This is a genomic window from Robertmurraya kyonggiensis (assembly GCF_005116465.1).
Classification (GTDB): Bacteria; Bacillota; Bacilli; order Bacillales; family Cytobacillaceae; genus Robertmurraya; species Robertmurraya kyonggiensis.
This window is the reverse complement of sequence record NZ_SWBM01000011.1, coordinates 1-13118: the sequence shown is the minus strand read 5'-3', so window position 1 is coordinate 13118 and position 13118 is coordinate 1. Positions and strand designations below refer to the sequence as shown.

General features: G+C 38.6%; 13 protein-coding genes and 1 rRNA gene. 2 read left to right on the top strand and 12 right to left on the bottom strand.

What is annotated here, in order from left to right; all coding sequences use genetic code 11:
- Positions 1-173: 173 nt before the first annotated feature.
- The 3 genes from FA727_RS22635 to metG form a co-directional block, all read right to left on the bottom strand.
- Positions 174-1355, bottom strand: a complete 1182-nt coding sequence (locus tag FA727_RS22635; protein ID WP_136833730.1) for a resuscitation-promoting factor — start codon at positions 1353-1355, stop codon at positions 174-176.
- A 239-nt stretch (positions 1356-1594) separates the two neighbouring features.
- Positions 1595-2362 carry a TatD family hydrolase gene (locus tag FA727_RS22630; RefSeq protein WP_136833729.1) on the bottom strand — a complete coding sequence of 256 codons (768 nt, stop codon included), beginning with the start codon at positions 2360-2362 and terminating at the stop codon, positions 1595-1597.
- A 397-nt stretch (positions 2363-2759) separates the two neighbouring features.
- On the bottom strand, positions 2760-4715 hold the full coding sequence (gene metG, locus FA727_RS22625; protein ID WP_136833728.1) for a methionine--tRNA ligase: 1956 nt from the start codon (positions 4713-4715) through the stop codon (positions 2760-2762).
- Positions 4716-5179: 464 nt separating this feature from the next.
- On the opposite strand from metG, the gene abrB reads away from it, so the two are divergent.
- Positions 5180-5464 (top strand): transition state genes transcriptional regulator AbrB, encoded by a 285-nt coding sequence (gene abrB, locus FA727_RS22620; protein WP_126410789.1) that lies wholly within the window; start codon positions 5180-5182, stop codon positions 5462-5464.
- A gap of 48 nt (positions 5465-5512) precedes the next feature.
- Here abrB and rsmI read toward each other — a convergent pair whose 3' ends face one another.
- The 8 genes from rsmI to FA727_RS22580 form a co-directional block, all read right to left on the bottom strand.
- Positions 5513-6388: a 16S rRNA (cytidine(1402)-2'-O)-methyltransferase gene (gene rsmI / locus FA727_RS22615; RefSeq protein WP_136833727.1), complete on the bottom strand. Its 876-nt coding sequence runs from the start codon at positions 6386-6388 to the stop codon at positions 5513-5515.
- Between the two features lie 32 nt (positions 6389-6420).
- The gene (locus tag FA727_RS22610; protein ID WP_136833726.1) at positions 6421-7167 is read right to left on the bottom strand and encodes a tRNA1(Val) (adenine(37)-N6)-methyltransferase; all 747 of its coding nucleotides are present in this window, start codon (positions 7165-7167) and stop codon (positions 6421-6423) included.
- 50 nt (positions 7168-7217) lie between these two features.
- Positions 7218-7589 (bottom strand): DNA replication initiation control protein YabA, encoded by a 372-nt coding sequence (gene yabA, locus FA727_RS22605; RefSeq protein WP_136833725.1) that lies wholly within the window; start codon positions 7587-7589, stop codon positions 7218-7220.
- A 27-nt stretch (positions 7590-7616) separates the two neighbouring features.
- Complete coding sequence (locus tag FA727_RS22600) at positions 7617-8426, bottom strand: PSP1 domain-containing protein (protein ID WP_136833724.1); 810 nt, start codon at positions 8424-8426, stop codon at positions 7617-7619.
- Positions 8419-9417 (bottom strand): DNA polymerase III subunit delta', encoded by a 999-nt coding sequence (gene holB, locus FA727_RS22595; RefSeq protein ID WP_281280948.1) that lies wholly within the window; start codon positions 9415-9417, stop codon positions 8419-8421. The genes FA727_RS22600 and holB overlap by 8 nt, the downstream gene beginning before the upstream one ends.
- A gap of 38 nt (positions 9418-9455) precedes the next feature.
- Positions 9456-9785 carry a cyclic di-AMP receptor DarA gene (darA, locus tag FA727_RS22590; RefSeq protein WP_136833722.1) on the bottom strand — a complete coding sequence of 110 codons (330 nt, stop codon included), beginning with the start codon at positions 9783-9785 and terminating at the stop codon, positions 9456-9458.
- A 145-nt stretch (positions 9786-9930) separates the two neighbouring features.
- On the bottom strand, positions 9931-10557 hold the full coding sequence (tmk, locus tag FA727_RS22585; RefSeq protein ID WP_136833721.1) for a dTMP kinase: 627 nt from the start codon (positions 10555-10557) through the stop codon (positions 9931-9933).
- Positions 10558-10605: 48 nt separating this feature from the next.
- Positions 10606-12027 carry an aminotransferase class I/II-fold pyridoxal phosphate-dependent enzyme gene (locus FA727_RS22580; RefSeq protein WP_136833720.1) on the bottom strand — a complete coding sequence of 474 codons (1422 nt, stop codon included), beginning with the start codon at positions 12025-12027 and terminating at the stop codon, positions 10606-10608.
- A 231-nt stretch (positions 12028-12258) separates the two neighbouring features.
- Here FA727_RS22580 and FA727_RS22575 point away from each other — a divergent pair, with 231 nt between their 5' ends.
- Entirely contained in the window at positions 12259-12462 is a 204-nt protein-coding gene (locus tag FA727_RS22575) for a sigma factor G inhibitor Gin (protein WP_136833719.1), read from the top strand.
- Positions 12463-13001: 539 nt separating this feature from the next.
- Here FA727_RS22575 and rrf read toward each other — a convergent pair.
- Positions 13002-13118: ribosomal RNA gene (gene rrf / locus FA727_RS22570) — 5S ribosomal RNA — on the bottom strand.

Genomic DNA, 13118 nt, shown 5'->3' with positions numbered 1-13118 from the left:
ATAACTGAAACATTTTTGTAATGTTGTTCGTCTATACAAGTGTAATGAAAAACGAGTAAAAAAACAAAGTGCATCTCACAAATAGCAAAAAAAAGCAGAGGATAACCCCCTGCTCAAAAACAAACCTATTCGTAAGTAAGGTTTAAATATATCTAAACTAAATGTATTAGTAACTAGTTCAAAATTTTAATTTTTACCGTTTTTCTGCCCCAGCGATACGCATCTGATTTTGACGAAAAGAATACGTCAATCTTATTGCCTCTGATAGAACCACCTGTATCAGCAGCTACGGCATAACCGTACCCTTCTACATACACCTTTGTTCCTAATGGAATGACACTTGGATCAACCGCTATAATTTTCGCATTTGGGTTCGCTTTTAAATTGTAACCCGTTGCCGTTGTTCCAGAGCAGCCATTACAATTAGCTGTATAAGCTGTAGAGCTTACATAGAATTCTTTACTTACGTTATCTGCACCACGAGATACTGTTTGTGCAATCATTTTTGTACCAACTGCCACTACCTTATCACGCTTTTCTTTCACAGTCGTTTCATTCAGTAGCTTTCGTGATACTTCCTTACCGTTTTCAAGAACAACTTCAAATTCCTTCTTAACGAGTCCTTCTTGACCTGAGGTAATTGTTTTTTCTGTTCCTTTTGTCAGGGCTTGATCTTTCTTCGTCACAACAGCAAATTTAATTGGTTCTTCCACTACATCGGTGACTTTTTCAACTCGAGTGACCATAACTTTAGTCTCTTCAGTGACGGATTCGTCCTTAGTTGGTTCTACACGGTCTAATTCATTTAGCGTGATTCCTTGTTGTAATAAAAAGTCAGCGACCGTAGTCGAAGTTGACCATACCTGCTTTTCTTTCCCACCGTCAGAGAGTGTTACAGAAAAAGCCTTATCTACTTGAATATGTAGATCGTCTTTAAGTTTTGAATCTATTGTGGGTTGAACCTTATCATGCTCGCTCAAGGTTATTTTTTGCTCTTTTAAAAACTCTCCAACCGTATCGGCTGTTGTCCAGACTTGTTTCTTTTCGTTTCCCTTTACCATTTGGACCTGTTTTGCTGGTTCCCATACAACCTTAAGATTCTCTTTTACTTTCGTATCGGCTGATGGTGATACATAGTCTTCTGAGTGAAGTGAAATATCTAACTCTTTTAATACTTCTTCTATTGTTGCTGCATGTGTCTTAACGACTTTTTCTTGACCATCTAGCGTAAGTGCTACTGTTGTTTTCGTTGTTTCGTAGAATACAAACCCAAAGGCTGCAGCAAAAACTACGAAACTAGCTAAAATAACGGTCAATTTCTTTTTACTCAAAGACTTGGAAAACAGGTTTTTCATGTTTTTGATTACGATGAAAAACGCCTCCTTCTCTCTCGAGTGATTATATAGACTTAACCTCTTGATGTCAACCCATCTACTCCTCCCCTGAACATATTCCCTATTATGCAAAATTTATCCATAGATGAAAAGAGAGAGTTATCGACACGGTTATCCTATGAAGAAAAGGAGACATGTAGAACTTTTTAGAATGAGAATTTAATTGGACAAGCCTCATCCTAATTCGACAGCATTCTATATCATTTAATGCCGAAAAATTTCTTGGCATTTTCGGTTGTTTTTTTCGCAACTTCTTCATAAGTGATCCCTTTAAGAGTTGCAATTTCCTCTGCAACTAATTTAACATAACCTGGCTCATTGCGTTTTCCGCGATGAGGGTGAGGAGCCAAATACGGGCAATCTGTTTCAATTAAAAGTTTGTCCAGTGGAACGGCTTCTGCTACCTCTTTTGGTTTCCGTGCATTCTTGAATGTAACTGGTCCACCTAATGAAATATAGAAATTCATGTTTATGCACTCTTCTGCTACTTCTACACTTCCGCTACAGCAATGCATGATTCCCCCTACTTCACTAGCGCCTTCTTCTTTTAGGATTTCTACAATATCAGCCGTTGCTTCTCGATTATGAATGACAATTGGAAGCTTCACTCTTTTCGCCAGTTGAATTTGCTTCCGAAATACTTCCTTCTGAATGTCCTTCGGAGACTTGTCCCAATGGTAGTCCAACCCCATTTCCCCAATCGCTACAACTTTGGGATGGTTCGCAAGCTCTTCAATCCAAGCCAAATCCTCATCTGTCATATCAATTGCATCAACAGGATGCCAACCAACAGCTGCGTACATAAAATCAAACTGTGCTACGAGCTCCATCGCTCTTGTAATCGTTGGACGATCAAAGCCAACAATAACCATATTTTCTACGCCCTCTTGCTGAGCTCGTTCGATGACTTCTTGTAGATCTTCGTCAAATTGTTCGGCATTTAAATGAGCATGTGTGTCAAATAACATCAAAATTCTCCCTTCCAAGCAAATATTATTTTTATGTATCATTCTTTTCTCTTAAGTTACATTTATTTAATCTCTCGTTTCATTATCTCGATAAAATAGTTTCTATCTCTCGAAAATTATCTCCATATATACGATTTTTACTAAAAAAACCTATTTAGCAGTAATCATCAATATTTTAATAAAAGAAAAACATAGAACTGTCTCGCGCAAATTGTTACACGTGAAACATTTCTATGTCTATCAAAAAGCGGAAGCTGCTCGCCCAGCCCAGACAAGCGCTGGAAAACTAGAGGATGAGATCGTTTTTTGACCTCGTTCTCTGGTCTGAAGCGACCAATGAAAAATGTTCTTTATTTTTCAATCGAGGGGCTAGCCGCTGAAGCTAGATCACAAAACTTTATTTTACTCGTGCTCCGAGAGGAAGTGCTTCCGCAATGGTTGCTAATGATAACTGTCCATCCTTAGAACCTGCTAAAATCATTCCTTCAGAAAGCTCGCCACGTAGCTTCACTGGCTTAAGATTCGTTACACAAACGACTTTACGACCAACCAACTCTTCTGGCTTATAATATTGGGCAATTCCAGAAACGACTTGGCGCTTTTCGTACCCTAAATCTAATTGAAGCTTTAGTAATTTATCTGCCTTTTTAACTGGCTCCGCCTGAATTACTTGAGCAACACGTAAATCAACCTTCATAAAGTCCTCGATCGTGATTTCTTCACTATCAGGCTTTTCTTCTTTTTTCTCTTCCACTGGAGCTGGAGTTGGAGCTCCTTGCATCTTCTCTTTAATAAAAGTAACCTCTTCTTCGATATCAAGACGTGGGAATATTGGATTTCCTTTTGCCACCTTAACGCCTTCTCCAATCGGACCGAACTGAGATAAGCTTTCCCAAGAAGTAAGTTCAGGAGCATTCGCATTCAATTGATTGAAAATCTCTCCTGGTGTACGAGTAAGGAACGGTTGTAGTAAAATCGCTGTTCTTCTTAGAGATTCAACCAAATGAGCCATGACAGAACCTAGCTCCTCGAATTTCTCTTCCTTCGCTAACACCCAAGGTTGTGTTTCATCTATATATTTATTCGTTCTGCTCACTAACTGCCATAAAGTTGTTAAGGCAACAGAGAATTCCATCTTCTCCATGGACTCTTCATACTTTTGAACAGTCTCTTCACTCACTTGAAGCAACTGCTGATCAAATTCAGTGTTTGAGCTCTTGTATACTGGAATAACCCCATCAAAATAGCGATCAATCATCGCAACTGTACGGTTAAGGAGATTTCCAAGATCATTTGCTAGATCAAAGTTAATTCGCTCTACAAATCCTTCAGGTGTAAAAACCCCATCAGATCCAAATGGAACTTCACGCAGCAAATAATAGCGAAGTGCATCTAAGCCATAACGATCGATTAACGTAACGGGATCAACAACATTCCCTTTTGACTTTGACATTTTTCCATCCTTCATCAAAAGCCAGCCATGAGCAAATACTTTTTTCGGAAGTGGTAAATCTAAAGCCATTAACATAATTGGCCAATAAATCGTATGGAAACGAACAATTTCCTTTCCGACTAAATGTACATCAGCAGGCCAATACTTCTGATACTTCGAATCATTGTCAGTACCATAACCTAATGCTGTAATATAGTTGGATAAAGCATCAATCCAAACATAAATAACATGTTTCGGATTTCCAGGCACCTTGATGCCCCAATCAAATGTTGTACGGGATACAGCCAAATCTTCTAATCCTGGCTTTATGAAATTATTAATCATTTCATTTTTTCGAGATTCCGGTTGGATAAACTCAGGGTTTTCTTCATAGTATTGCAGCAGACGATCTGCATAGTTGCTCACTTTAAAGAAGTAAGACTCCTCTTTCACTTTTTCAACAGGTCTTCCACAATCCGGACAATTTCCGTCCGTTAATTGACGTTCTGTGAAAAATGATTCACAAGGCGTACAGTACCAGCCTTCATATTGATCTAAATAGATATCCCCTTGATCTAATAGCTGAGCAAAGATTTTCTCTACTACTTCTTTATGTCGATCTTCAGTAGTTCGAATGAAATCATCATAAGAAATATCAAGCTTCTTCCATAAATCTTGAATACCTGCCACAATTTCATCAACATATTCTTGTGGTGTGACACCTTTTTCTTCTGCTTTTTTCTGGATCTTTTGACCATGTTCATCCGTTCCAGTTAAGTACATGACATCAAAACCACGCATGCGTTTATAGCGAGCCATTGCATCTCCAGCAACTGTCGTATACGCATGCCCTATATGTAGATTTCCACTTGGATAATAGATGGGGGTAGTTAAATAAAACGTTTTTGAATGTTCCTGCATAAATTTCCCTCCTTATAGGGATACAAAAAATATATTTCAGACGAATACTATCTATATATGAAGAAATACACTCGTCATCATTACCTATTCTATCATCAAAATATACCTAAAAATAAGAAAATGTGCAAACAGAACAGGAATATTCTCGCAATTCAAAAGGGAGGTGCTTATCACATACGCTAATGAAGAAGAAAAAAGAAGAACTTTGTCGATTCATGTCGTAAAAATAAATCCCTGAATATAATGAATTTTTAGATATCTAATGCATTTTTCTTGAAATTTACAAATAACACGATGTAAAATCAATGTAACAAATGATCCAATAATTACTAAAAAAATACAAATAAAATTATTGACGTTTATGGGAATTACTGTTATTATTGGTTTAGAGAAAATTTTGTCGAATTATGGCGAAAAATAGATAGATAAAAATATATTTTTGGAGATTGAGAGGAGATTTTAATATGAAATCTACAGGTATTGTTCGTAAGGTTGATGAACTTGGTCGCGTGGTTATTCCGATCGAATTAAGACGTACATTAGGAATTGCAGAAAAAGATGCTTTAGAAATTTACGTAGATGACGAGCGTATCATTCTAAAGAAATACTTACCGAACATGACTTGCCAAGTAACTGGTGAAGTTTCTGATGACAACATGACATTCGCTGACGGTAAGTTAATCTTAAGCCGTGACGGTGCAGAAAAGCTAGTTAAAGAAATCCAAGACGCTTTCACAGTTAAAGCATAAATTTAAAATATTCAAAGGCCCCTCTTTTGTGAGGAGCCTTTTTTAATCTTATTCTTCAACATGATACGCTTGGTATACTTCTCTTTTATTTAAGTTTCGATCCTTCGCAGTTTGCTTGATCGCATCTTTGGACGAATAGTTTTTCACGGAAATATAGTGTTCAATATGCTCGACTAGAGATAAAGATTCCCACCACACATTGGCTTCTTCCGCTCGTTCCGGACTTCCTTCAACAATGATACAGAACTCTCCTCGAATCTCATCCGTTTGCGACCACTCAACGACTTCACTCATCGTTCCACGAATAAACTCTTCGTATCGTTTCGTTAACTCTCGACAAAGGGCAACCTTGCGATCTCCAAACACATCCAACATAAGCTGTAACGTTTCCTTTAAACGATGCGGAGATTCATAGAAAATCACGGTAGACATCAATTTTGAAAGCTCCTCTAGCTCCCGCTTCTTGTCTTTTTTCTGTCTTGGTAAAAAACCATAAAAGTAAAAGGGCTGTGTTGATAGACCAGATGCAATTAAAGCTGTAAGTGCTGCATTTGCTCCTGGAAGAGGCACGACTGTTAAATTCTCATTTGTCGCTGCAACAACTAATTCATAGCCAGGGTCTGAGATCGTTGGCATTCCGGCATCACTCACGAGCGCAATTTTTGCACCGTCCTTCAACTTTTCAATTAGCTTTTCCCCACTTGTCTCTTTATTGTGCTCGTGATAGCTGACAACTGGTGTAGCAATCTCGAAATGATTGCAGAGCTTCTTTGTATTTCTCGTATCCTCCGCTGCGATTAGGTCCGCTTCTTTTAAAAGTCGGATCGCCCGAAAGCTCATATCTTCTAAGTTTCCAATTGGCGTTGGGATTAAATATAAGATCCCTTTCGTTTGTTCATTTTCAAAGCTTTTTTGCTGCCACATGTTCGTTCACCTAAACCTCTTTATTTTCTCTACTACGCCTTATCTCCATAGAGAATTTCCTTTATTTCCGGTGTGTACTCATTGTTCTCTTCGTACACATATAGCGGGGGAAGTATTTTTAAATCGGATTTCCCATCCTTGATTGCTTCGACTAAAAGGGTGTTTGCTTCCTTGCCCCTTTTTGGATACACAAACTGAATTCTTTTTGGCTCCAATCGATATTGACGCATGAGCGTAACAATATCCACTAATCGACCTGGACGATGAACAAAGGCTACTTTCCCACCTTGTTTAGCCAACTGGCTTGCGACACGAATCGTATCCTCTAACGTACAATAAATTTCATGGCGAGCGATAGCCAAATGTTCATTCGCATTAATCTCTTCCTTAGATGGCGTTGGAAAATAGGGAGGATTACAAGTCACCACATCAAATTTTCCGTTCCCTAGCTCACATGGCATATCCTTAATATCCCCATGAATCATCTGAATACGATCTTCAAGTTGATTATACTCCATGCTTCTTAACGCCATATCATAGAGTCGCTCCTGAATCTCTACCCCTGTAATCTTTCCTTTAGTCCGGGCACTAAGAAATAGAGGGATAACTCCATTGCCACTACATAAATCAATTAAGTTCCCCTTTTGAATAGGAACATAGACAAATCTCGCAAGTAGCACGGCGTCCAAAGAAAAGGCAAAAACCGATGGGCTCTGGATAATTCGTAGATCCTCTGCCAATAAATAATCCAGACGCTCATCATCTTTCAATTGAACCATTTTGATCCTCCTAGTTGAAAAAAAAGCCTTCCCGTGTGGGGAAGACCAACTTATTTTTTATTAAGAAAAGATAGGCAGAAAAGACAATCTCCTTCTTTACGAGGACTTCCAAAATGCAAATTACATATATGGAATCCTTCCTGGTAGAGTCGGGCTAAGTTATCATAACCTTCACCGATATCTACGATTTTTTCATCTGGATGCCCAGATGCTTTCTTTTGATTCTGATTTTGATCCAATTGCTCTACATCAGAGGTTGTATGTTCTAGCCGACGTCTTAGATGAACATTTTCTAGTTTCAGTGAGTTATTCTCTTCCAGTATTTCCGCTAAATGCTCTTTTAACTCACCGAGCTGTTGATACAGCTGTCCAATTCGCTCTTCCATATTACTCACTGAATCAAAGATTTCTTTTTTATTCACGCTTCCACCTCAATCGTCTGTGGATTCCTACATAGCGCCTTCCTTTAATATTTCATCCAGTGTATATTCGAGGACACGCTCTTGGTCTATCATTTCTACTTGAAGAATACGTTCTAAAATATTTAAACCAACAACTTTCCCTAGACCAGCTGGTGTGCCGATAATTTCGCCAACATCCGGAAGCTGTTCCTTTGCTGATTCATATTCATCATTCTCATATTTTAAACAGCACATGAGTCGACCACATAATCCAGAGATTTTCGTTGGATTAAGAGAGAGATTTTGATCCTTCGCCATTTTGATAGAGACAGGTTCAAAATCGCCGAGGAAGCTAGAACAGCAAAGCATACGACCACATGGGCCAATGCCACCAAGCATCTTGGCTTCATCGCGGACACCAATTTGTCTTAACTCAATGCGAGTTCTAAAAATGGCAGCCAAATCCTTCACCAATTCTCTGAAATCAACCCGACCATCCGCTGTAAAATAAAAGATCACTTTATTCCGATCGAAGGTGTATTCGACATCAACAAGTTTCATATCCAGCTGATGAAGATCAACCTTTTCACAACAAACCTCATAAGCTTCCTTCGCGGATTGCTTATTTTCCTCTACGATCAGACGATCCTTTTGATCGGCAATTCTCAGAACTTTTTTGAGTGGGAGGACAACATCATGTTCATCCACATGCTTTGGACCAATGACGACCTTCCCATACTCTACACCTCTAACCGTTTCCACGATTACAAAATCGTCCTTCTGAATTAAGAGATCTCCGGGATCAAAATAATATATTTTCCCCGCTTTTTTAAAGCGGACACCTACTACATTATACAAAGGTAGATCCCTCCTGCAATTCTAGCACAAGCTGCTCCATAAGCAGCTGCGGATTCATATTTGCATGCAACTTTCGTTTAGCGTCCAGCACAGCCGTCATCTGATGGGCTAGGCGCTGTCCAGATGTTTGCAAAGCAAATTGTTCAAGACGACTGCTCTCGTCCAAATAAACAGCCTGGTTCTGCTTCCCAAGCTGTATATATAATAAATCTTTAAGGATTAGAAGTACTAAATCTAGTCCCTGATCGATCTGCTCTTTCTCTTTGAAGTGTAAGAACCAATTTTCTTGAAGCGCGACTAAAGCTTCAAGTGGATTTTTTCTTAATACTTCATATAATTTTACCACTATGCTTTGGGCTTGTGCAAACCATTCATCATTACTTAGAAGAAGTCCTTCATCCAAATTATTGGTAAGTTGTGCAATGATTGGTGCCTTTTTTTCTGAAACGCCTTTTTCTATTAATTTTTGAATCAAATGATCTGGAGATAAATGTTTGAAAGTCACAATTTGGCAACGCGATAGAATGGTTGGTAAAATTTGTTGGGCTTGTTCAGTTAATAAAATCGCCGTTGTTTCAGCGGTTGGCTCCTCTAAAAATTTCAACAAGCTATTTGCAGCGTTCACGGTCATCCGATCAGCATGGACAATCGTGTACACCTTCCGTTTTGACTCAACCCCTGTTTTCGAGAACTCTTCCTGTAAGGACTGGATTTGATGCTTCTTAATAGACGCCCCATCTGGCTCAACCACATGAATATCAGGATGATTGCCACTATTAATCCTTTTACAGTTATGACACGTCTCACAGGGAATATATCCTTCGATTGGATTCGTACAAAAAAGACTTTTCGAAAGAAGCAGACTAATCTCTTTCTTCCCTGTCCCTCGCATCCCCTCGAATAAGTAAGCGTGGGCTAACCGACCTTTTTGTATACTATTCTTTAACATTTTCAGAACGTTTGGTTGCATTTCTTCTAAGGTTTCCCACATACTCACATCTATCATCTCTCTTACTTTTATTTCAGGTACTAAAAATTATGAAACTGTTCAATTGGCAATACAAACACTGTTGCTCCACCAACTTCTACTTCGACAGGGTACGGTACATAAGTATCTGCATTGCCACCCATCGGTGAAACCGGAGCAACCATTTGCTCCCGCGCCTGACAATTATCTTTGATAACTTGTAACGCTTTATCGACCCGGATATCCTCTGTTCCGATCAAGAACGTCGTATTTCCCGATTTCAAAAACCCGCCGGTACTTGCTAGTTTTGTCGCACGAAAATTATGGTCCATTAGGGCACTTGATAATCGATTACTGTCCTTGTCTTGCACCACTGCTATAATCAACTTCATAATACCAGCTCCTTTAATTTTCCGTTTGTATTATGTCTATTATAACAGGTTATGGAAAATCCGATAGATTGAATCTTTAGGAAATCCGCATAAACAAACATGCCTTAAAGAATCATCTTTAAGACATGTCTGTTTGCAATTAGGATTAAAACAATCCCTTTACCTTCTGATAAGCTGCGTCTAATACAGCGTCAATTGTTTGCCCTGCATCGATTTTGTACATTCTTTCTGGAAATCTTTTTAATAAAATCTGGTATCCTTCACGAACATCTTGATGAAATTGAAGATTTTCTAAATCCAGTCGATTAACCTCTCGCTCACTGCTTTTATTAATTCTCTCAAGACCAATTTCCGGTTCTATATCAAAATACAAAGTTAGTTTTGGCATCATATCCTCGATCGCAAAACGATTAATGCTATAGACCTCATCAATCCCTAGCTTTCTCGCATGACCTTGATAGGCTAGAGAACTATCGATGAATCGATCGCATAGTACAATATAACCTTCTTTTAATGCTGGCTCTACTTTTTCAACTAAGTGCTGTCTTCTAGCTGCTGCGTACAGAAGAGCTTCTGTTCGAGGGTCCATCGCCGTATTGTTCTTATCTAGAACAACATTGCGAATTTGCTCAGCAATTTCAATTCCACCGGGTTCTCTTGTATACAATACCTTCTCTCCGTCTGCTTGCAATTTCTCTAAAAGCATCTGCAGAACTGTTGTTTTGCCAGCCCCTTCAGGACCTTCAAATGTAATAAATATTCCTTTAGTCATTGTTATCCTCCAATTTTACTAAGAAAAGCGTATAACGCTCGGTCATTCTTAAATTTCTTTCTGTGTAAAAACATTCAATTTCCCTTCTGTTAAGAGCGCTCCCCCTTGGAATCTGGCTCCTGAATTCACTAAATGAATGAGGCCTTTCACATCCTCTTTTGTGATCATTTCCCCTTTTAGTAAAAGAGGAATCCCAGGTGGGTAAGGAATTATTGTTTCCGCACATATATCATTCTCAGTATCTTCAATCGGCACACTTACCTCTCGATTTGAATGCAGCTTATGTAATATCGATATTTTTTCTTTATGAAAATAGTCAGATGTTCCCTTTGTTTCTTGTTTAGGAAGATTAATCTCCCTCAGTTGTTTCATGATTTCATCAAATGGAAAAGACATATTCTTTTTCAACAATGGCAATACGAGCAAAACGTTAATAGGATCCGCCATTTCTGTATAGATTCCCTTTTCTTCAAACACACGCTGTAATTCAAAGCCTGTCTTGACGCAACGTGATTGTAGTGTCAGCTTTAATGGATCTCCCTGATGATTAGGGTATTCTAACACCTTCACATAATCTAAAGTTCCTAATTCCTTCTTAAAGACCTCTACCGATTCTTTTAGAAAGGCTTCATCCTCTTTTGTATATGTCCCTATATAACTCCGAGCCACATCTAATGACGCCATAAGCGGATAAGATGGGCTACTTGATTGTAAGATTCGTAAATAGTGATTTACTCTCTCTACAGAAACATACTCACTGTTGACATGCAAAAACGACCCCATTGTCATCGCAGGCAAAGTTTTATGAGCAGATTGCACAACCACATCTGCTCCTAATTCAACAGCAGATGGCGGAAAATACTCGCCTCCAATAAAATGTGCCCCATGCGCCTCATCAATGAGTACCGGTATATGTTTATCATGAGCAAATTGAATAATTTCTTTCAAATTAAAAGTCATGCCATAATAATTCGGATAGGTTAAAATAATCGCTTTGCAATCAGGGTATAATGCATAGGCATTTTTTATCGTATCAAGAGATACCCCTCCTGCCACTCCCCAGTCTTCATGCTGTTCTGGACCAAGAAGTACAGGCTGTGCCTCTGTTAACTCAATTCCATTTAAAACGGATTTATGACAGTTTCTCTGAATAAAAGCAATGTCTCCTTTTTTCAGGGTGGCCATCATCATTGCAAGGTTGCCAACGGTAGACCCATTCACAAGAAAAAAGCTTCGCTCCACCTTATATGCATCAGCTAAAAGTTCCTCCGCTTCTAAAATAGCTCCTTCTGGAGAGTGAAGATCATCTAAATTCGTTAATTCTGTTACATCGATATTCAGTATGTCTTGGAAAAAGGGAGTCGACTGTAACAGCAAGCCATTTTTATGTCCTGGAACATGTAGTGAAATTGACTTTTCTTCATTATGTTTTTTTAAAGCCTCAAATAAAGGCGTATCAAACTGATTCATTTTATCACCAACAATTTTTGTACACTCATCTATTTTACCAATAAAAGAATAATTTATCTAAAAATCTTTAGAAGACATACAACGAATGCGAATTCGTAACATAAACTAAGATTAACCTCTTCATCAAGTTTTCGATATGAATTTTACCCTCCTTTTAGCACGCGAATATTCTAAAAATTGTTATAGAATAGGGGATTTATGGGCAGAATAGTTGTGTGGAGGTGGAGTTACTTGAGTTCGTCATTAGCAAAGAAGTACCCTGGGGAATTATGTGTCGTTTGCGAGCAATCAAAAGTTGAGGGCATTCATCTATATACATCTTTTATCTGCTCACACTGTGAAAAAAGCATTATTTCTACGGATACAAGAGACCCTCAATATAAATATTACTTAAAGAAACTAAAGAAAATTAATACACCTGAAATTTATTCATAGGCAAGGGCCCTCATGGGGCTTTTTTTCATGGATTTTATGGAGTGATTAGCGGAATTTCATTTTAATAAGCTAAGAGGCTTTTGAAGTTTTCTTATTTACCTTGCCCGGCAACATCCTTCTCTCACAAGGGGACAGCCCCTAACTACTATCGGCGCCGAAGCTTAACTTCCGTGCTTGGACTCTAGTCGTCTATGACCGTCGGATCTCTTCGTCAGCTTCACTCGTTCATTGTTGATTTTTTGATTTTCGGCAGGTGTACCCACGATACCCACTTAACCGGAGAAATTCCGTTTATTTTGAGAAATTAATGGATATTAGGTGAAATAGGCGGAGATTTTCCGCTAATTGACCTACAAAGCTTTAAAATCTTGAAAAATGTATAGCTTAACCGGAAAAACTCCGCTTATTTATAGATATATAGGTGAAATTCTTGAATTAGCCGGAATTTTTCCTCCTATTTTTCAATGAAAATTCAACACTCATCTTTATTAGAGCTTTAGATCAAAAAAAGAGTACCTCATTAGATACTCTTTCGCTTTGCCCGGCAACGTCCTACTCTCACAAGGGGACAGCCCCTAACTACCATCGGCGCTGAGAAGCTTAACTTCCGTGTTCGGTATGGGAACGGGTGTGACCTTCTCGCTATCGCCACCGGA

Bases quoted from the DNA above. Each gene is read 5' to 3' on its own strand.
- FA727_RS22635 (WP_136833730.1), bottom strand. From the start codon at position 1,355: ATGAAAAACCTGTTTTCCAAGTCTTTGAGTAAAAAGAAATTGACCGTT.
- FA727_RS22630 (WP_136833729.1), bottom strand. From the start codon at position 2,362: ATGTTATTTGACACACATGCTCATTTAAATGCCGAACAATTTGACGAA.
- metG (WP_136833728.1), bottom strand. From the start codon at position 4,715: ATGCAGGAACATTCAAAAACGTTTTATTTAACTACCCCCATCTATTAT.
- abrB (WP_126410789.1), top strand. From the start codon at position 5,180: ATGAAATCTACAGGTATTGTTCGTAAGGTTGATGAACTTGGTCGCGTG.
- rsmI (WP_136833727.1), bottom strand. From the start codon at position 6,388: ATGTGGCAGCAAAAAAGCTTTGAAAATGAACAAACGAAAGGGATCTTA.
- FA727_RS22610 (WP_136833726.1), bottom strand. From the start codon at position 7,167: ATGGTTCAATTGAAAGATGATGAGCGTCTGGATTATTTATTGGCAGAG.
- holB (WP_281280948.1), bottom strand. From the start codon at position 9,417: ATGTGGGAAACCTTAGAAGAAATGCAACCAAACGTTCTGAAAATGTTA.
- darA (WP_136833722.1), bottom strand. From the start codon at position 9,785: ATGAAGTTGATTATAGCAGTGGTGCAAGACAAGGACAGTAATCGATTA.
- tmk (WP_136833721.1), bottom strand. From the start codon at position 10,557: ATGACTAAAGGAATATTTATTACATTTGAAGGTCCTGAAGGGGCTGGC.
- FA727_RS22580 (WP_136833720.1), bottom strand. From the start codon at position 12,027: ATGAATCAGTTTGATACGCCTTTATTTGAGGCTTTAAAAAAACATAAT.